This window comes from Mesorhizobium sp. B2-4-18, assembly GCF_006441385.1.
Lineage (GTDB): Bacteria > Pseudomonadota > Alphaproteobacteria > Rhizobiales > Rhizobiaceae > Mesorhizobium > Mesorhizobium australicum.
The window spans coordinates 202,248-221,717 of record NZ_VFUW01000004.1 but is presented as its reverse complement, the minus strand read 5'-3'; the positions used below and the strand labels follow the sequence as shown (position 1 = coordinate 221,717).

The 19,470-nt window shown below is 64.0% G+C and carries 15 protein-coding genes; 12 read left to right on the top strand and 3 right to left on the bottom strand.

Annotation, left to right across the window (positions count from 1 at the left end; translation table 11 throughout):
• Positions 1-346: 346 nt before the first annotated feature.
• Entirely contained in the window at positions 347-541 is a 195-nt protein-coding gene (locus tag FJ527_RS11695; RefSeq protein WP_015315963.1) for a hypothetical protein, read from the bottom strand.
• A 460-nt stretch (positions 542-1,001) separates the two neighbouring features.
• On the opposite strand from FJ527_RS11695, the gene FJ527_RS11685 reads away from it, so the two are divergent.
• The 12 genes from FJ527_RS11685 to FJ527_RS11630 all read left to right on the top strand — a co-directional run bounded on the left by FJ527_RS11685 (position 1,002) and on the right by FJ527_RS11630 (position 16,273).
• On the top strand, positions 1,002-2,465 hold the full coding sequence (locus FJ527_RS11685; RefSeq protein WP_140619518.1) for a phosphatidylserine/phosphatidylglycerophosphate/cardiolipin synthase family protein: 1,464 nt from the start codon (positions 1,002-1,004) through the stop codon (positions 2,463-2,465).
• A gap of 138 nt (positions 2,466-2,603) precedes the next feature.
• On the top strand, positions 2,604-3,404 hold the full coding sequence (locus FJ527_RS11680; protein ID WP_140619516.1) for an endonuclease/exonuclease/phosphatase family protein: 801 nt from the start codon (positions 2,604-2,606) through the stop codon (positions 3,402-3,404).
• A gap of 111 nt (positions 3,405-3,515) precedes the next feature.
• Positions 3,516-3,827 (top strand): hypothetical protein, encoded by a 312-nt coding sequence (locus FJ527_RS11675; RefSeq protein WP_140619515.1) that lies wholly within the window; start codon positions 3,516-3,518, stop codon positions 3,825-3,827.
• Positions 3,828-3,949: 122 nt separating this feature from the next.
• Positions 3,950-4,552, top strand: a complete 603-nt coding sequence (locus FJ527_RS11670) for an ANTAR domain-containing response regulator (RefSeq protein ID WP_140619514.1) — start codon at positions 3,950-3,952, stop codon at positions 4,550-4,552.
• Positions 4,553-4,554: 2 nt separating this feature from the next.
• On the top strand, positions 4,555-5,793 hold the full coding sequence (locus FJ527_RS11665) for a CmpA/NrtA family ABC transporter substrate-binding protein (RefSeq protein ID WP_181166343.1): 1,239 nt from the start codon (positions 4,555-4,557) through the stop codon (positions 5,791-5,793).
• A gap of 350 nt (positions 5,794-6,143) precedes the next feature.
• A complete protein-coding gene (locus FJ527_RS11660) occupies positions 6,144-7,460 on the top strand; it encodes a CmpA/NrtA family ABC transporter substrate-binding protein (RefSeq protein WP_140823166.1) in 1,317 nt (438 codons plus the stop codon).
• Positions 7,461-7,546: 86 nt separating this feature from the next.
• Positions 7,547-8,437 (top strand): nitrate ABC transporter permease, encoded by an 891-nt coding sequence (gene ntrB / locus FJ527_RS11655; RefSeq protein WP_140823165.1) that lies wholly within the window; start codon positions 7,547-7,549, stop codon positions 8,435-8,437.
• Between the two features lie 10 nt (positions 8,438-8,447).
• Positions 8,448-9,245, top strand: a complete 798-nt coding sequence (locus tag FJ527_RS11650) for an ABC transporter ATP-binding protein (RefSeq protein ID WP_015315955.1) — start codon at positions 8,448-8,450, stop codon at positions 9,243-9,245.
• 4 nt (positions 9,246-9,249) lie between these two features.
• Positions 9,250-11,700, top strand: coding sequence for a nitrite reductase large subunit NirB (gene nirB, locus FJ527_RS11645; protein WP_140661843.1), 2,451 nt, complete (start codon positions 9,250-9,252; stop codon positions 11,698-11,700).
• Between the two features lie 211 nt (positions 11,701-11,911).
• Positions 11,912-12,241 carry a nitrite reductase small subunit NirD gene (gene nirD, locus FJ527_RS11640; protein WP_140619503.1) on the top strand — a complete coding sequence of 110 codons (330 nt, stop codon included), beginning with the start codon at positions 11,912-11,914 and terminating at the stop codon, positions 12,239-12,241.
• A gap of 3 nt (positions 12,242-12,244) precedes the next feature.
• On the top strand, positions 12,245-15,016 hold the full coding sequence (locus FJ527_RS11635) for a nitrate reductase (protein WP_140823164.1): 2,772 nt from the start codon (positions 12,245-12,247) through the stop codon (positions 15,014-15,016).
• Positions 15,017-15,343: 327 nt separating this feature from the next.
• Positions 15,344-16,273, top strand: coding sequence for a hypothetical protein (locus FJ527_RS11630; RefSeq protein ID WP_140713509.1), 930 nt, complete (start codon positions 15,344-15,346; stop codon positions 16,271-16,273).
• A 49-nt stretch (positions 16,274-16,322) separates the two neighbouring features.
• Here FJ527_RS11630 and FJ527_RS11625 read toward each other — a convergent pair whose 3' ends face one another.
• Together FJ527_RS11625 and FJ527_RS11620 are read right to left on the bottom strand one after the other, a co-directional pair.
• The gene (locus FJ527_RS11625; RefSeq protein ID WP_140823163.1) at positions 16,323-18,380 is read right to left on the bottom strand and encodes a TRAP transporter permease; all 2,058 of its coding nucleotides are present in this window, start codon (positions 18,378-18,380) and stop codon (positions 16,323-16,325) included.
• A 93-nt stretch (positions 18,381-18,473) separates the two neighbouring features.
• Positions 18,474-19,463 (bottom strand): TAXI family TRAP transporter solute-binding subunit, encoded by a 990-nt coding sequence (locus FJ527_RS11620; protein WP_140721502.1) that lies wholly within the window; start codon positions 19,461-19,463, stop codon positions 18,474-18,476.
• Between the last annotated feature and the right edge of the window lie 7 nt (positions 19,464-19,470).

Below are 19,470 nucleotides of genomic sequence, written 5' to 3'. Positions count from 1 at the left end.
CTCAGCCGTCCGACGACGCCTCACATCCCCTTCCCGGCCCCGAAGACAGCGTAACGCAGCCATCTTCGCTTGGGAAGAACTCCCACGTGCAAAGAAAAATCTTTGTTCGAGAAAAGAACAAAGAATGGCGGTGAATGGGAGTTGCCGAGCGTTTCATTTTCGCTCGGCGCGAGGTCTTCGCCATCCAGGAGTTCGCCAATCGGTGCTGACACGCCCGGTCGCGCGATTCTGTGTTCTCGTCAACCGCTGACGGCAGGTGCCTGGCGCAGCCTGCGCTGATTGATGGCTTGCCCGCGAGGTCGAGCATGGGAGCCGCCGTTCGGAGCCGGTGATTGGCAGTCCGCTGCTACAGATCACCGCGCCGGTTCTCGTACAGATCCCAGGCGAGTTCCACGAAAGCCAGAAGAACATCGTCCCGCTTCCAGCCGGCCGCCACCGCGGCCTGCACGATCTCATTGACGAGAGGCAGCAACTGGTCCTGGCAATCGGCCGGCGCATCGCCGTCGCCCACTGGTGGCCCCTCGAAGTTGAACGTCATCATTCGGCGCCCCCCTCGCCATCAACCGAAGTGTTACATCGCTAATTTCATTCCCTCTGATATACAATGGATGCGGTACCAAAGTACAGGAAGCCTCGATGACCAAAGCAGCGCGGGACGACGCCGGATCGCACCGGCTCTATGCTTTCCCACGCGGTGAGGCTGGGCTCTCTCGGGTGGAATTTATCGCAGGTTGATCGAGCCAACTGCTCAATCCTCAAACGAACGTTCCCACCAGCTGGAGAGCCACGCTTGGCGGCCGAGGCTCTCGCGACCAGCGGCGGCCTGCCGTGCTCGCGACGGCGAGGCCGTCAAGGCCGCGGTCCGCGCCGATATCGACGCCGCTTTCAGCGTCCTGGTTGGCCTGCTCAAATAACCGTGCGCCGCCGTTCTCGCACATGCAGAGACGTGGATACGGCCGGCTGCATTGCCTTATGCGGGCGCTCGCTGGATAGTCCCGGCAATGTTCGAGACCCTGGCGATTCACTGGCCCCAAATACTGGCGATCATCTCGGTGGTGATGGCGACCATCGGCATTGCCCATGCTGTCATGACCAAGGAGGACGTCCGCGCCGCCACCGGCTGGGTCGGCATCATGGTGCTGTCGCCGATCCTCGGCGTGCTGATCTATGCCGTGGCCGGCATCAATCGCATCCGCCGCGCCACGATCAGCGCCCAGCGCCCGCTCGCCGATGGCCTGGTGTCGGCCAAGCATGAACGCGACGTCGCCCTCGAAGAGGCGTTGATCATCGAGCGCTATGGACAGCGGTTCACTGGCCTCAGGACGCTGGGCGACAGGGTGGCGCGGCGAACGCTCAACCCGGGAAATGCAATCGAGGTGCTGGAAAGCGGCGACGAGGCCTACCCGGCCATGTGCGCGGCGATCGACGGGGCCGAGCGCAGCGTCCTGCTCGAGACCTATATTTTCGACAACGACGCCGTCGGCCTGCTTTTCGTCGAAGCGCTGGCCGGCGCCGTCCAGCGCGGCGTCACCGTCCGTGTGCTGATCGATGCCGTCGGCGCCCGCTACTCCGTGCCCAGCATCCTGGGGCATCTGCGCCGCGCCAACATCCCGGCGGATGTCTTCAACGGCAACATCGTCATGGGCCTGCGCCTGCCCTATGCCAACCTGCGGACCCACCGCAAGATCCTGGTGGTCGACGGCACGGTTGCCTTTACCGGCGGCATGAACATCCGCAAGGGTTTTTCGGCGGAGTTCGCCGGGTCGAAAAGCGCCAGGGATACGCATTTCCAGGTCACCGGCCCCGTTGTCGCCGATCTCTTCTCCGTCGCCGCCGAGGACTGGCGCTTTGCCACCAAGGAGGCGCTGAAGGGCGACGCTTGGCGGATCACACCGATTTCGCCATCCGCCGGCCAACCGATGCTGGTGCGTGCGGTCGCATCCGGACCGGATGCAAGCAACGAAACCAACCACAAACTGCTGATCGGCGCCTTCTCGGTCGCGCGCAAGTCGATACGGCTGATGTCGCCCTATTTCCTGCCGGACCGGGAATTGATCAGTGCCTTGATCACCGCGGCCAGGCGCGGCGTCGAGATTGATGTCGTGGTGCCGGCGGTGAACAACCTCTTCCTTGTCGATCGCGCCATGACCGCGCAATTCGACCAGATCCTGAAGAATTATTGCCGCATATGGCGCACGGAAGGGCCCTTCGACCATTCCAAGCTGCTTTCGATCGACGGCGCGTGGGCCTATGTCGGGTCCTCCAACCTCGATGCCCGCTCGCTGCGGCTCAACTTCGAGATCGACCTTGAGGTCCTCGACGCGGGTTTTGCCACCGAGATCGAGACCCGGATCGGATCGGCGATCGAAACGGCCGTCCCAGTTACGCTGGCCTCCTTGCGGGCGCGTCCGTTCATCATCCGGCTGTTCGATCGCATGCTCTGGCTGGGATCGCCCTATCTCTAGGAGAAACTATCTCTGGGAAAAACCTGTCTTTAAGAAAACGACGTGTTTACCGGATAGGGTATCGCCAACCATGGAACATCGGCTGAAAGACTCTATTTCTAGGTGCATGGTGAGAACAGCAAGGACGATCGGCGCGCGATGCGAATGAACGGGCGCAGCCTACCGGCCAATATGCTCCTGTCCATTCGCGACCGGCGGATGCGCAAGGCCAACGCCTTCTCGGCGAAGAAGGACGGCGTCACCGGGACGCTGGTCGCCTCCTACAACGTCCACAAATGCATCGGCGTCGACCGCAAGTTCGATCCCGACCGCACCAGCCGCGTCATCCGGGAGATCGCCCCCGACGTCATCGCCCTGCAGGAGGCCGACAATCGTTTCGGCGACCGTGACGGGCTTCTCGACCTGCACCGTCTAGAACTCGAAACCGGCCTCGTGCCGGTGCCCATTTCAGCAACGGGCAAAGGCCATGGCTGGCACGGCAATGTCCTGCTGTTCAAAAGGGGCGTCGTTCGCGACGTGCATCAGATCAGGCTCCCGGGTCTCGAACCGCGCGGCGCGGTGGTCGCGGAAATCGATCTCGACGGAAATCAGTCCTTGCGCATCATCGCGGCTCATCTGGGCCTGCTGCGCCGCTCCCGCTCGCAGCAGGCCCAGGTCGTGCTGGATATCATGAACAGTCCCGACGAGAAGCCGACGCTCCTGCTCGGCGACCTGAACGAATGGCGGCTCGGAAACCGCTCCGCGCTGAACACGCTGCACGCGAGCTTCGGCCCGCAGCCTCCTGCCGTCCCCACCTTCCCGTCCAATCTGCCGCTGTTGGCGCTCGACCGGATCATGGCCAACCGGCACGGCATGATCGGGACCATCGAAGCGCATGACACACCGTTGTCGCGCGTGGCCTCCGACCACCTGCCGCTGACCGCCTTCGTCCACTTGTAATATGTGGCCGATAACGGCTTGATATCGCCAGCGTCGCAAAGCGTGTGGATTTTGAGCGGAACACCCGGTTGTTCCGCGAGTTTATGTGTGTTGAACATGCAGGAGGACGGAATGAAAAAGTTGATTTTGGCTACGGTGCTGGCGTTTGCCGCGACAGCTGCGGCGATTGCGCCCACGCAGGCTGCCAGCGTGACTATCCAGTCCGACGACGGCAACCAGTATTCCTCGGACGAAGATTCGGGAATCGTCGTGCGCCGTCATCATGAGCGCCGCTACGACAACGAGTATGATGGCGACCAGAGCGTTCAGTATGACAATGACGGCTACCGCTGGCGTCACCGCCATCACCGCTGCCACATCGAGACGGTCGTGCATTGGCGCCACCACCACAGGGTGGTCGAAGACGTTCGCGTCTGCGGCTGATCAACGTCTCCTGCCAAGCAGATACTTTTCGCCACCAGGCATTCTGGGCATAGCCACCGACCTTCCAAGGTCGGCGGCTATGCTGCATTGCACAAATTTGCGGCCTTGCTCATAATGCGGGCATGGTCCGAACTTCCCTCGCCGTCCTGGTGATCGACGAAAACCGCATCCGCGCTTCGATAATCGAAGCCGGATTGCGCGAGGCGGGTCATCAGCGGGTCACCGTCATCCATGACGTCTCGGGCATTGCGCGCCGCATTGCCGAGATCGAACCCGACGTCATCGTCATCGACCTTGGAAATCCCAACCGCGACATGCTGGAAAACATGTTCCAGCTGTCGCGGGCCGTAAAGCGCCCGATCGCCATGTTCGTCGACCGCTCGGATCAGGCCTCGATCGAGGCTGCGGTCGATGCCGGCGTTTCGGCCTATGTCGTCGACGGGTTGAGGCAGGAGCGCGTCAAGCCGATCCTCGACATGGCGGTGAGCCGCTTCAACGCTTTCTCGCGCATGGCACGTGAACTGGAAGAGGCGCGCAGCGAACTCGAGAGCCGCAAGGTGATCGACCGCGCCAAGGGCATCTTGATGAAGTCGCGGGGCCTGACCGAAGAGGCCGCCTACACGCTGCTGCGCAAGACCGCGATGAACCAGAACCGCAAGATCGGCGACATCGCCCAAAGCCTGGTGACTGCCGCCGGGCTTCTCGGACCGGCGGAGGACGAATGAGCATGGGCGCCGAGCACCAGATCACCGCCGGCTTCATGCCGCTTTTCGATAGCGCCGTGCTGGTCGCGGCCGGCGAACTGGGCTTTGCCGCGCGCGAAGGCATCGATCTCACCCTGCACCGCGAGACCTCCTGGGCCAACATCCGCGACCGCATCGCCATCGGCCATTTCGACCTCGCGCACATGCTCGGACCGATGCCGCTCGCCTGCAATCTGGGCCTCACTCCGCTCGCCTCCGAGACCATCGTGCCCTTTTCGCTGGGGCTCGGCGGCAACTGCGTCACCATCTCCAACGCCGTCTGGGCCGGCATGGCGGCGCACGGTGCGGCACCCGATCTCGATCCGGCCCGTGCCGGCGCGGCACTTGGCGCCTTCATCCGCGAGCGGGCCGACGCCGGCCGCGACCCACTGCGTTTCGCCGTCGTGCATCCGCATTCCGGGCACAATTACGAACTGCGTTACTGGCTTGCCGCCTGCGGCGTCGATCCATCGCGCGAGATCGAGATCGTCATCGTGCCGCCGCCCTTCATGGCCGACGCGCTGGCCGCCGGCCGCATCGACGGCTATTGCGTCGGCGAGCCCTGGAACAGCGCCGCGGTGGCGGCCGGCACCGGCCATATCGTCACCGTCAAGGCACGGATATGGCGCAACAGCCCGGAGAAGGTGATTGGCGTGCGCAAGGCCTGGGCCGAACAGGTCCCAGAGGCGCTGGCGGCCCTCTTGCGCGCATTGCATCACTCGGCGCGCTGGTGCCAGGATCCGGCGAACCGTGACGAATTGGCCGCGGTGATGGCGCAACGTGGCTTCCTTGGCCTGCCGCCGGCGGTCCAGATGCCGATCCTGACCGGCCATCTCCGGCTGGGCGGCGGGGCCGAGCTGGACATCGACGACTTCTTCGTGCCGTTCGACAAGGCCGCCAACTTTCCCTGGAAAAGCCATTCGCTGTGGTTCTACACGCAGATGGTCCGCTGGGGCCACGTCGCGCACACGCCCGACAATCTCGCCATCGCCCGCGACTGCTACCGCCCAGATCTCTACCGCTCGGCACTGAAGCCACTCGGGGTGGCGCTGCCCGGCGCCAATGCCAAGGTCGAAGGCGCGCTCAAGGCCGCGACCGCGGTAGGCGCGACGGGAGCCGGCCTCATGCTCGGACCGGACGGTTTCTTCGATGGCCAGATCTTCGATCCAGACGAGATCGACGCCTATATCGAGAGGCAAAAATCAGCCATCGGGGAAGCCTGATCATTTTAGCGCCATGCTTGTGCATTGCACAAAAATTATGCGCTCGAAAGGTGAGCTGACCAATGTTTGACCTCAGTCGCGACGGATCGGGTCGCCGCATAAAGCTCCCATCATATTGATTCCATTTTAATTTTTCGGCCAGAGGTAAACTGGCACGGTTCCTGCTTTGAAATAAACGAGCCTTCACGGGCAATGGAACAGGCGTCCAATGGCGGGCGCCATAGGCAAAGCTGCCGCTCAGGTCACTGCGCAATCCCCCCAGGGATGCGCGAAGCCTGGCCGGCGGCTTTTTTGTTTTTGGCCGAACACGCAATCGACGGCGCTTCAACCGCGCCCAACCGGAGACGACGATGACGAAACGGATCGGAACTGGCACGTCCCTCAAGGATTTCACCCGCCGCGATTTTCTGGCCAGCAGCGCGCTGACGGCGGGACTGTTCCTCGCCGCAAAGACATTGTTTCCCGCCGGCGCTCATGCCGAAGGGAAAGGTCCCGAAGTAACCGGCGCCAAGCTCGGCTTCATTGCGCTGACCGATGCCGCGCCCCTGATCATCGCCAAGGAGAAGGGCCTGTTCGCGAAATTCGGCATGCCTGATGTCGAGGTGCTCAAGCAGGCCTCCTGGGGCGCGACGCGGGACAATCTGATGCTCGGCGGCGAAGCCAACGGCATCGACGGCGCCCACATCCTGACGCCGATGCCTTACCTCATGCACACCGGCAAGGTGACGCAGAACAACCAGCCGCTGCCGATGGCGATCATCGCTCGCCTCAACTACGACTGCCAGGGCATTTCGGTCGCACAGGAATATGCCGCGACCGGCGTTGGCCTCGATGCCGCCAAGCTGAAGGACGCCTTCGCCGCCAAGAAGGCCGCAGGCAAGGAGGTCAAGGCCGCCATGACCTTCCCGGGCGGCACCCATGATCTGTGGCTGCGCTACTGGCTGGCCGCCGGCGGCATCAACCCGGACAAGGATGTCTCGACCATCGTCGTGCCGCCGCCGCAGATGGTGGCTAACATGAAGGTCGGCAATATGGACGTGTTCTGCGTCGGCGAGCCGTGGAACGAACAGCTTGTCCACCAGGGCATCGGCTTCACCGCCGCCACGACCGGCGAACTCTGGAAGGGCCATCCGGAAAAGGCGCTCGGCCTGCGCGCCGCCTTCATAGAAAAATATCCCAACGCCACCAAGGCGATCGTCATGGCGGTGATGGCGGCACAGCAATGGTGCGATGCCAAAGAAAACAAGGACGAGATGGCCGCCATCATCGGCAAGCGGCAATGGATGAATGTGCCCGTCGCCGACATCATCGGCCGTCTCAAGGGCGACATCAACTACGGCAATGGCCGGGTCGCCAGCGCCACCGACCTCTACATGAAATTCTGGAAGGGCGGCGTCTCCTACCCGTTCAAGAGCCACGACAGCTGGTTCCTCGCCGAAAACATCCGCTGGGGCAAGTTCGCGCCGACCACCGACATCAAGGCGCTGGTCGACCAGGTCAACCGCGAGGATATCTGGCGCGAGGCGGCCAAGGAACTCGGTGTCGCCGCGAGCGACATCCCGGCCTCGTCCTCGCGCGGCGTCGAGACCTTCTTCGACGGCAAGACTTTCGATCCGGCCAACCCCTCGGCCTATCTCGACAGCCTGACCATCAAGGCATCGGCTTAGTCAGGCCGTTTGTACCCAACGCAAACGGCGCCAGCGCCGTTTGGCGCTCAGTACCGCACCAGCACACCACGGAGTATCCCCAGGACATGTCCATCCAAGCCGTCGAGGACACCAAGGTGAAAGCATTCCCGGCCAAGTCAGCCGAGGTGGTCGCCTTCACCGCCAAAGCGCGGCGCCGTGTCGATCCGGTGGCGGTTGCCACCAGGGTGGCCAGCGTTCTCGTCCCGCCCGCCATCGTCATCGCCCTTCTGCTTGTCGTCTGGCAGGTCGCCTGCTCGTCACCGACGGCAAGCCTGCCGCCGCCGAGCCAGGTGTGGAACGAGGCCTATGACCTGATCGCGCATCCGTTCTTCGACAACGGCCCGCAGGATATCGGTCTTGCCTGGCGGGTGCTGATCTCGCTGCAGCGCGTCGCCATCGGCTTCGGCATGGCGGCGGTCGTCGGTGTGGCGCTCGGCGCGCTGGTCGGCCAGTCGATCTGGGCGATGCGCGGCCTCGATCCAGTGTTCCAGATCCTGCGCACCGTGCCGCCGCTCGCCTGGCTGCCGCTGTCGCTCGCCGCCTTCCGCGACTCCAACCCGTCGGCTCTGTTCGTGATCTTCATCACTTCGATCTGGCCGGTCATCATCAACACCGCCGTCGGCGTGCGCAACATCCCGCAGGACTATCGCAATGTCGCCCGCATCCTGCGGCTGAACCAGCTCGAATTCTTCGTCAAGATCATGGTGCCGGCCGCTGCGCCTTACATCTTCACCGGCCTGCGCATCGGCATCGGCCTGTCCTGGCTCGCCATCGTCGCGGCCGAAATGCTGACCGGCGGCGTCGGCATCGGCTTCTTCATCTGGGACGCGTGGAATTCGTCACGGCTGCCCGACATCATCGTCGCGCTCGCCTATATCGGCGTCACCGGCTTCTGCCTCGACCGCCTGGTCGCGGCGGTCGGCGCCTTTGTCACCCGCGGCACGACGGCAAAGTGAGGAGAGCGCCATGACCGCCTATCTCAAGCTCGACCATATCGACAAATCCTTCGCTCGTGGCAGCCAGGTAAGCGATGTGCTGAGGGACATCCGGCTGACCATCGACAAGGGCGAATTCGTCTCCATCATCGGCCATTCCGGTTGCGGCAAGTCGACCTTGCTCAACCTGATCGCCGGCTTGACCAAGGTTTCCGCCGGCGCGGTGTTGCTGGAGGACAAGGAGGTCGACAGCCCCGGCCCCGAGCGCGCCGTTGTGTTCCAAAACCACTCGCTGCTGCCGTGGCTGACCGTCTACGAGAACATCAATCTGGCGGTGTCGAAAGTCTTCGGCCGCTCGAAGAGCAAGGCCGAGCGGCATGACTGGATCATGCGCAATCTCGACCTCGTGCAGATGGCGCATGCGAGCGACAAGCGGCCGGCCGAAATCTCCGGCGGCATGAAACAGCGCGTCGGCATTGCCAGGGCGCTTGCCATGGAACCCAAGATCCTGCTGCTCGACGAGCCGTTTGGTGCGCTCGACGCCTTGACCCGCGCCCATCTGCAGGACGCTGTGATGGACATCCATTCCAGGCTGGGTTCGACGACGATCATGATCACCCATGACGTCGACGAGGCGGTGCTGCTGTCCGACCGCATCGTCATGATGACCAACGGCCCGGCGGCGACCGTCGGCGAGGTGCTGCCCGTGCCGCTGGCGCGGCCGCGCCGACGCATCGAACTTGCCTCCGACCGGACCTTCCTGCGTTGCCGCGAGGCGGTGCTGAAGTTCCTCTACGAACGCCACCGCTTCGTCGAAGCCGCGGAGTAACGCCATGACCGAAAAACTCGTCATCATCGGCAATGGCATGGCGCCCGGGCGCATGCTGGAGCATCTGCTGGAACAGGCGCCAGGCCGCTACGCGGTCACCATCTTCAACGCCGAGCCCAGGGTCAATTACGACCGCATCATGCTGTCGCCGGTGCTCTCCGGCGAGAAGGCCTATGAGGAAATCATCATCCATGGCGACGGCTGGTACATCGCCAATGACATCACCCTCTACAAGGGCCACAAGATCATGGCCATCGACCGGCAAGCGAAGACCGTCACCTCCGACCACGGCGTCACCGAGCCTTACGACAAGCTTGTCATCGCCACCGGCTCGGTGCCGTTCATCATCCCGGTGCCCGGCCACAATCTGCCGGGCGTGCTGACCTATCGCGATCTCGACGACGTTCAGGCGATGATGCTCGCCGCCCAGTCGCGCGCCAAGGCCGTCGTCATCGGCGGCGGCCTGCTCGGATTGGAGGCGGCGGCCGGCCTCAACGCGCAAGGCATGGATGTCACCGTGCTGCACGTCATGCCGACGCTGATGGAGCGCCAGCTCGATCCGGCCGCCGGCTACCTCCTGCAGCGCGCGGTGGAGCAGCGCGGCATCAAGGTCGTCACCAAGGCCAACACGCAGGCAATCACCGGCAATGGCAAGGTCGAGCGGGTGGAACTCGCCGACGGCACAATCATCCCGGCGACGCTGGTGGTTATGGCGGTAGGCATCCGGCCGAATGCGGCACTGGCCAAGGATGCAGGCATTGCCGTCAACAGAGGCATCGTCGTCGATGCCGGGATGCGCAGCAACGACCCGGATATCTACGCACTCGGCGAATGCGCCGAGGTGGGCGGCATGGTCTACGGGCTGGTGGCGCCGCTCTATGAGATGGCGCGTGTCGCCGCTCATCAGCTTGCCGGCGACGAGACCGCCGCCTTCGTCCACATGGACACGCCGACCAAGCTCAAGGTCACCGGCATCGACCTCTTCTCGCTCGGCGACTTCGCCGATGGGGACGACCGCCAGGAAATCGTGCTGCGCGACGCCTCGGCCGGCGTCTACAAGCGGCTGGTGCTCAGGGATGACCGCATCATCGGCACCGTGCTCTATGGCGAGACATCGGACGGCGCCTGGTTCAACGACCTGAAGAAGAAACAGACCGACATATCGCAGATGCGCGATACGTTGATCTTCGGCCAGTCCTACCAGGGGGGTGCCCCGCTGGACCCTATGGCGGCCGTTGCAGCCTTGCCGGATGATGCGGAAATCTGCGGCTGCAACGGCGTCTGCAAGGGCAAGATCACGGGCGCGATCACGGGCAAGGGCCTGACTTCGCTCGACGACGTGCGCGCCCACACCAAGGCGTCGGCGTCTTGCGGCTCCTGCACCGGGCTGGTCGAAAAGCTGATGGTGCTGACCCTTGGCGACACCTACAACCCAGCCGCCGTGCAGCCCATGTGCTCCTGCACCGTTTTCGGCCATGACGACGTGCGCAGGCTGATCAAGGCCAAGGGGCTGAAGACCATTCCGGCGGTCATGCAGGAGCTGGAGTGGAAGACCTCCTGCGGCTGCGCCAAATGCCGGCCGGCCCTTAACTACTACCTCGTCTGCGACTGGCCGGACGAGTATGCCGACGACTACCAGTCGCGCTTCATCAACGAGCGCGTCCACGCCAACATCCAGAAGGACGGCACCTATTCGGTGGTGCCGCGCATGTGGGGCGGCGTCACCAATGCGGCCGAACTGCGCGCCATCGCCGACGTCGTCGACAAATTCGAGATTCCGATGGTCAAGGTCACCGGCGGCCAGCGCATCGACATGCTGGGCATCCGCAAGGAGGACCTGCCGGCGGTGTGGGCCGATCTCGGCCAGGCCGGCTTCGTTTCGGGCCATGCCTATGCCAAGGGCCTGCGCACGGTGAAGACCTGCGTCGGCTCGGACTGGTGCCGCTTCGGCACGCAGGATTCGACAGGTCTCGGCATCCGCATCGAGAAGTTCATGTGGGGCTCGTGGACGCCGGCCAAGGTCAAGATGGCGGTGTCGGGCTGCCCGAGGAATTGCGCCGAGGCGACCTGCAAGGACGTCGGCGTCATCTGCGTCGATAGCGGTTACGAGATCCATTTCGCCGGCGCCGCCGGGCTCGACATCAAGGGCACGGAAGTGCTCGGCCTGGTCAGGACCGAGGACGAGGCGTTGGAGCATATCGTGGCGCTGACACAGATGTATCGCGAGCAGGGCCGCTATCTCGAACGCATCTACAAATGGGCCAAGCGCATCGGCATCGCCGAGATCAAGCGCCAGATCATGGACGATGGCGAGAAGCGCAAGGCCTATTACGACCGCTTCATCTTTTCGCAGAAGTTCGCCCAGGTCGATCCATGGTCCGAGCGCGTGTCCGGCAAGGACAAGCACGAATTCCGGCCGATGGCGTCGGTCGGGTTTGCGCAGGCGGCGGAGTGATGGCGATGTCAGCGCGAGGCACCCCCCTCTGGCCTGCCGGCCATCTCCCCCGCAAGGGGGGAAATCGGATGTCATATCTGCTTTCGCCAATCTCCAGCGCTGAAGAAAATGCGCCTGCGCTCAAGCTGCCAATCTCCCCCCTTGCAGGGGAGATGTCCGGCAGGACAGAGGGGGGTGCCTTGGCACATTCATATCAAGCAAAGGCACACCTATGACCTGGACATCGATCGGCACCCTCTCCGACATTCCCCGCCGTGGCGCGCGCTGTGTCGCCACCCCGCAAGGCAAGATCGCTGTCTTTCGCACCGCCGACGACCAGGTCTTCGCCATCGAGGACCATTGCCCCCACAGAGGCGGGCCGCTGAGCCAGGGCATCGTGCATGGCGCGGCGGTGACCTGCCCCTTGCACAATTGGGTGATCTCGCTGGAGACGGGTAAGGCGCTGGGCGCCGACGAAGGCGCGGTGCGCACCATTGCGGTCAAGGTCGAGGGCGAGCACCTGTTCGTCGCGCTGGAAGCGCTGGCCAGCCGCGCGGCCTGAACTATGGAGATTGACGCAGCGCGCGAGGTGAGGACCACCTGCCCCTATTGCGGGGTCGGCTGCGGCGTGCTGGCGAAGGTTGCCGCGGACGGGCAGGTATCTGTCCGCGGCGATCCCGATCATCCCGCGAATTTCGGCCGGCTCTGTTCCAAGGGCTCCGCACTGGCCGAGACGATCGACCTCGACGGCCGGCTGCTCCAACCGCAAATCCACGACCGCCCCGCCGGCTGGAACGAGGCGCTCGACGTCGTCGCCTCGACCTTCCAGCACACCATCGCCGAACATGGCCCCGACGCGGTCGCCTTCTACGTCTCCGGCCAGTTGCTGACCGAGGATTATTATCTCGCCAACAAGCTGATGAAGGGGTTCATTGGCTCGGCCAACATCGACACCAATTCGCGGCTCTGCATGGCTTCGTCGGTTGCCGGCCATCGCCGCGCGTTTGGTTCGGACACTGTGCCGGGAACCTACGAGGATCTGGAGCTGGCCGACCTGATCGTGCTGGTCGGCTCCAATCTCGCCTGGTGCCATCCCGTGCTCTATCAGCGCATCGCGGCTGCCCGGGAAAAGCGGCCCGAGATGAAGGTAGTGCTCGTCGATCCGCGCCGTACCATGACATCAGACATCGCAGACATGCATCTGGCGATCGCGCCGGATGGCGACGTCGCCCTGTTCACCGGCCTGCTCGCCTGGCTCGGCCAGCACAATGCGCTCGACCGTGCCTATATCACGGCGCATACGGCCGGATTCGGACAAGCCCTGTTCGCCGCCTCGACGCTGGACCTTGCCGGCGTCGCTGCCGCCACGGGCCTCAGCGAAGACCAACTTAGCCGTTTCTACAGCCTGTTCGCCAGGACGGAAAAGACCGTCACCGTCTACAGCCAGGGCGTCAACCAGTCGTCCCAGGGCACCGACAAGGTCAACGCCATCATCAACTGCCATCTCGCCACCGGCCGCATCGGAAAAGCGGGCGCCGGCCCTTTCTCGGTCACCGGCCAGCCCAACGCCATGGGCGGCCGCGAGGTCGGCGGCATGGCCAACATGCTCGCCGCCCACATGGATATCGAAAACCCCGGGCATCGCGAACGCGTGCAGCGCTTCTGGAAGGCGCCGGCGATTGCCGGGGAGCCCGGTCTCAAGGCGGTCGAGATGTTCAAGGCGGTGGCCGATGGGCGCATCAAGGCGTTGTGGATCATGGCCACCAACCCGGTCGATTCCATGCCGGATGCAGGGGCAGTCGAGGCGGCGATCAAGGCCTGCCCGTTCGTCGTGGTGTCGGACGTGCTGGCCGAGACCGACACGGTCCGCCACGCCCATGTCCGATTGCCGGCCACGGCCTGGGGCGAGAAGGACGGCACCGTCACCAATTCCGAGCGCCGCATCTCGCGCCAGCGGCCGTTTTTGGCCGCCCCCGGCGAGGCGCGGCCCGACTGGTGGATCATTGCGGAAGTGGCAAGGCGGATGGGCTTTGGCGAGGCGTTCGCGCATGAGAGCCCAGTGGAGATCTTTGCCGAGCACGCCGCGCTGTCGGGGTTCGAAAATGATGGCGAGCGGGATTTCGACATCAGCGCTTATGCTGCGATCGATGTTGAGGACTACGAAGGATTGGCTCCGTTCCATTGGCCGGCACCGAGCCCAGGCACCCCCCTCTGGCCTGCCGGCAGGCCAGAGGGGGGTGCTCAAGCTCGGCTTCAATCAGAAGGGGGTGCTCAGGCTGGAACTCGGCCAGAGGGGGCCACTTCGATCGAACGCCAACCAACCCGTTTCTTCGCCGACGGCAACTTCTACACGCCCGACCGCAAGGCCCGCTTCATCGCTCTGCGTCCAACCGTCGAAACCCGCATCACCGCCGCCTTCCCGCTCGTCCTCAACACCGGCCGGATCCGCGACCACTGGCACACCATGACGCGCACCGGCAAAAGCCCGCGCCTGTCCCAGCACATCGCCGAGCCCTTCGTCGAAATCCACCCCGAGGATGCACAGCTTTACGGCATTGGCGACGCTGACATCGCGCGCGTCTCTACTCCGCGCGGCGATGTGCTGGTCCGCGTGCTGGTGACCACGCGCCAGCGCCCGGGCAGCCTGTTCGCGCCGATGCACTGGACCGACCAGTTCGCCGCCAGGGGCCGGCTCGACACGCTCACGGCATCGCTTACCGATCCCGTGTCGGGGCAGCCGGCGCTAAAGCATGTCGCCGCTCGCATCGAGAAATTCACCGCTGGGGCCTTTGGCTTTGCCGTGACACGCAAAAGGCCCGTGACGATGGCCGCCGACTACTGGGCGACCGCCAGATGCCGGGGCGGCTGGCGGGTCGAACTGGCCTTTGCCAATGACGATATCGACTGGACGGCCTTCGCCGGCTCTCTCTTCGATGCCGCGGATGCCGAAATGCTCGCCTATCACGACCGCGAGGCCGGCCAGCACCGCATCGCCGCCTTCCAAGGCGAGCATCTGGCGGGTGCCTTGTTCATCGCACCCGGTCCGGTCGCGGTGTCGCGCGGCTGGGCCGCCGAGCAGCTCGGCGAGGTCCACGCCAGCCAGCGCGAACGCTTCAGGATCGTCGCCGGCCGTGCCGGTGCCGAGCGGCCCGATGCCGGCGCGACCGTCTGTTCCTGTTTCAACATCGGGGTGAACCAGATTACCGCGGCCGTGGCGGCCGGCTGCAACAGTGTCGAAGCCATCGGCGCCACGCTGAAGGCAGGTACCAATTGCGGTTCCTGCCGGTCGGAAATCCGCACGATCATCCAGGCCCGTCGGGTTCAGGCGGCCGAGTGAAGGTGTCCGTCCCACCTGGCAAGGTGGCACGGCCTTGCGAAATCGGCGGAACCCGCAAGGGCTTCAACCTGTCCAACGGTTAATTCGACTTGGCTGGGACTCATTTGGTTGATGGAGGTGAAAGATGCCGCCATGGACCAGCAACTGGAAACGCCTTGACGACCGTTGCGCCACGCTGCGGCTGGATCTCGCCGTTCGGCTAACGATTCGGGAAGGGGTTCTCAAGCCATAGCAAACGAGACGATAACCGTTGCCGTGGATCTGTGTCTCGGCTGGCCCTGTTCTTCGTAGTTGGTACGTCTGGACACAGATGTCGAAGACTGGAAAATGGGGAACGCAATCTCGCCATGCGAGTTGATTCAAGGCATCGGGAGATCATCGCTGAATTTGCAAGACATAGCCGGCCATCCAGCCTTGCACCGCTACGTTCAGGAACAGTCGCAGTCCCTGATCCGCATCTATGAGGAAAGCCCGCGGCTGGCTTCGATCTTTGCCACGCAGCAGCGCTGGCTGTTGGGCCATGTCGGCCTTGCCATGCACTTCAGGCGCGACCCGAACGACCGCCGCAAGGACCTGACCGTATCGCGTTTCATCGAGGTCGTGCACAAGAACGCGGTTGCCAGCCGCAACACGGCGGACGCCTTCATCAAGGAGATGCTGCACTACAACATCGCCGAGTATGTGGCGGGTGGGGACGGCCGCACGCATCCCCTGCAACCGACGGCGGCGACGATTGAGCGATTCACCGGCTGGGTAACAGCCCATCTGCGCACGCTCGACCATATCGATGGCGGCAACCGGCTGGCCAGGTTCCTGGAGCGGCCAGACATGCTTGCCACGCTGCAGCCCCTGGTGGCGGACGGCTTGCTAGCCTCAAAGCCGGTGCGCGAACCCAACCAGACCTTTTCCCTGTTCATCTGGCTCAACAATGGCGGCATCGTCATGGACTGGCTGATGTCGGGCATCAACCCCGACCATGCCGGGCTGGAGCGAATTCCGACCGGCGTGGTTTCGATCGGCGACTTCGCCAAATGGCTCAAGCTGTCGCGGACCCATCTCAGCCGTAAACTGCGCACGGCGGAGGAACTCGGCAGCATTGGCTGGCTTGGTCAGCGCGGCAATTCGGTGATGTGGGTGTCGCACGGATTCTACGAGGAATACATGATCGTCCAGGCCGCCAAGCTGGCCGTCGTCGACAGCGCCTTTGCAGCGTGTTTTTCCACCGACCGCCGAGTCCCGTCACCTCCCAGCTTGTGAAGGTGATGCAGGCTTATTTAAAGCGTCGATCGCGCGGGCGCGGCGCCGGTCAGACTGGTTGCGCCTCTTCGGTATGGCGTGCGCTCCAATGGCGCAGCACGACGGGAACGACGAGCGCCAGGCCGAGCAGCGAGGAATAGAGCTCGGGCGCCACCAGCAGCAGGGCGGCAAATACCAGGAGCACGTTCTCCCATGGGCGCGTTCGCACCAGCAGATAGCGCGACAGGGCGGCCCCGAGGCAGGTGATACCAAGCACGCAGCCGCCAAAGGCCAGGAAGAAATTCGGCCAGGTGAAGTCCTTTGTCACCAGCAGCAGGGACGGCGAGAAGACGAACACGAAAGGAACCAGCGCCTTGCCCAACCCTAACCGGAAGGCGGTGTTGCCTGTCTTGAACGGGTCCGCCCCCGCCATGCCGGCCGCCGCATAGGCGGCCAGCGCCACCGGTGGCGTGATGTCGGCCAGCAGGCCGTAATAGAAGACGAAGAAGTGGGCGACGATCGGTTCGGTGCCCAGCATGACCAGCGCGGGTGCCGCGATGGTCACCATGATGATGTAATTGGCCGTCGTCGGGATGCCGCAGCCCATCAGGATGCAGACCACGCCGGTCATGAGCAGGGTGAACAGCAGCGTCAGGCTCTGGGCCGAGAAGATCGACTCGGGGATGAAGGTGCCGAACAGGAGCGACAACTGGCCTGCCGTCGAGGTGACGATGTAGGATAGCTTGAAGCCGACGCCGGTCAGGGTGACGACGCCGACGACGATGCCGACGGTGCCGGCCGCGGCACCGACGGCGAGCGCATATTTGGCGCCGTCGCGCAGGCATACTGCGATGTCGGCAACCGACATGCGACGGCGCGGATTGAGCAAGCCGACGGCGATGCAGAGCGTGATGCCCCAGAAGGCGGCCATGTAGGGCGTGTAGCCCGAGAGCAGGACGCCGATGAGGACGACGAGCGGGATGATCGTCGGCCAGTCCCGCTTCAGCGCCTCGACGACGTCGGGCATCTCGTCCGGCCTGAGCCCCCTGAGGCCGGTGCGCTTGGCCTCGAAATGCACCTGCATGAACACGCCGAAGAAATGCATGAAGGCAGGCACGATGGCGGCCAGAATGATGGTCGTGTAGGGCAGTTCGAGGAATTCGATCATCAGGAAGGCGGCCGCGCCCATGATCGGCGGCGTGACCTGACCGCCGGTCGAGGACGCCGCCTCCACCGCCGCGGCGAAATGTTTCTTGTAGCCGAGCTTGATCATCGCCGGGATGGTCAGCGAGCCGACGGTGACGGTGTTGGCGACCGACGAGCCGGAGATCATGCCGAACAATGCCGAGCCGAAGATCGATACCTTCGCGGGACCGCCGGCGTAGCGGCCGGCGACCCAGGCGGCACAGTCGAGGAAGAGCTGGCCGAGGCCTATGCGGGTTGCGAAGACGCCGAACAGCACGAAATGGAAGACGTAGGTGGCGACGACGCCGAGCGCGATGCCGTAGATTCCCTGCGTCGTCAGATAGAGGTGATCGACAAGCTGGGAAACGGACGCGCCGGGGTGCACCAGAATGCTCGGCATGTACCGCCCAAACAGTGCGTAGGCCATGAAGATGCACGCGATGATCGGCAGCGGGATGCCGACGGAGCGGCGCGTCGCTTCCAGGAGAAGCAGGATCAGGATAACGCCCAACACCACATCGAGCGTCGTGGGGTTGCCGACGCGGAAGGCAAGATCGTCGAGCGGGATCATCGGCACGTGCAGCACGGCCACCACGGCGGCGAGCGCCAGCAGCCAGTCGAAAAGCGGTATGCCAAGCGGCCGCAGGAAGCTGGATTGCGCGGGCTGGTCGTAACCCTTCTTCACCAGCGGGAAGACGAGGAAGATCAGCGCCAGCACCATCGACAGATGGATGCCTCGGTGCAGCATCTCCTGCAGCAATCCGAAGCCGGCGGTGTAGTAGTGAAACAGCGACAGCGCCACCAGGAGGAAGCCGACCAGCCAGCCCGCGGCCTGGGTCAATGGCCGGAATCGGATTTCGGAGTCGAATTTCTCCTCCAGTTCGCGAGCTTTCTCCTCATCGAACTCCATCGCGGAAAGCGTGATTTTGTCATCGTCGCTCATGGCCGGTTCCGTGTCCTGAGTTTCCAGGCAAAAGAGGCGGAAAGCACGCCTCCCGCCTCGCTGTCGTCCATCGGTCCTACGCGCTGGTAGCTCCTACTTCAGGGCGCCGACTTCCTTGTAGAATTTCTCCGCACCGGGATGAAACGGAATGCCTGCGCTGGTGACCGCGTTCTGGAGCGTGATCAGCTTGCCCTTGGCATGGCCGGCCTGCAGCGCCTTCTGGGTCGCGTCGCTGTAAAGCGATTTGACGATCTTGTAGACGAGGTCGTCGGTCTGCTTGGCGCTGGTCACCCATTGCGCGGCGACGGATATGGTCTTGGTCTCGCCGACATTCTTGTAGGTGCCTTCCGGCACAGTGTCGGCGGAGAAGAACTTCTGCTCGGACAGGAGCTTGTCGGCTTCGGGGCCGGTGATTGGAACCAGGGTGATGTTGTTGGTGCTGGCAAGTTCGACGATGGCGCCGGTCGGATAGCCGCCGACGAAGAAATAGGCGTCCATGGCGCCATCCTGGAGCCGCTCGCCGGCCGGACCGGGCTTGAGGTATTCGGGCTGCACATCTTTCTCCGTCAGCCCGTATGCGCCGAGCACGAGGCGCGCGTCGACAATGGTCCCTGAGCCCGGCTCGTCGAGGGAAACGCGCTTGCCCTTCAGGTCCGCCACCGTCTTGATGCCAGCATCCGCTCGGGCGACCAGATGGATCGTTTCGGGATAGAGCGTCGCGATGAGGCGCAGGTCATCGGCCTTGGGCTTGCCCTCATAGAGGCCAGTGCCCGAATATGCCCAGTAGGCGACATCGGATTGCGTAAACCCTGATTCGGATGCACCCGACTGGATGGCGCTGATGTTGGCGACCGACCCGTTGGAGGACGTGGCGGTGGCGACCAGGCCTTCGACGCCGGCCGGCCCCGTTGCCGAGATGGCGTTGGCGATCAGGCCACCCACCGGATAGTAAGTGCCGGACGTTCCACCCGTGCCGATGCGGAAAAAAGCCTGCTGCGCGTGCGCCGGCGAAAGGCCGGCGGCGGCCAAAGCCAAAGCTCCTGTGCCCATGGAAAAGGTGCGGCGGTTGATCGAAACAGTCATAACTACC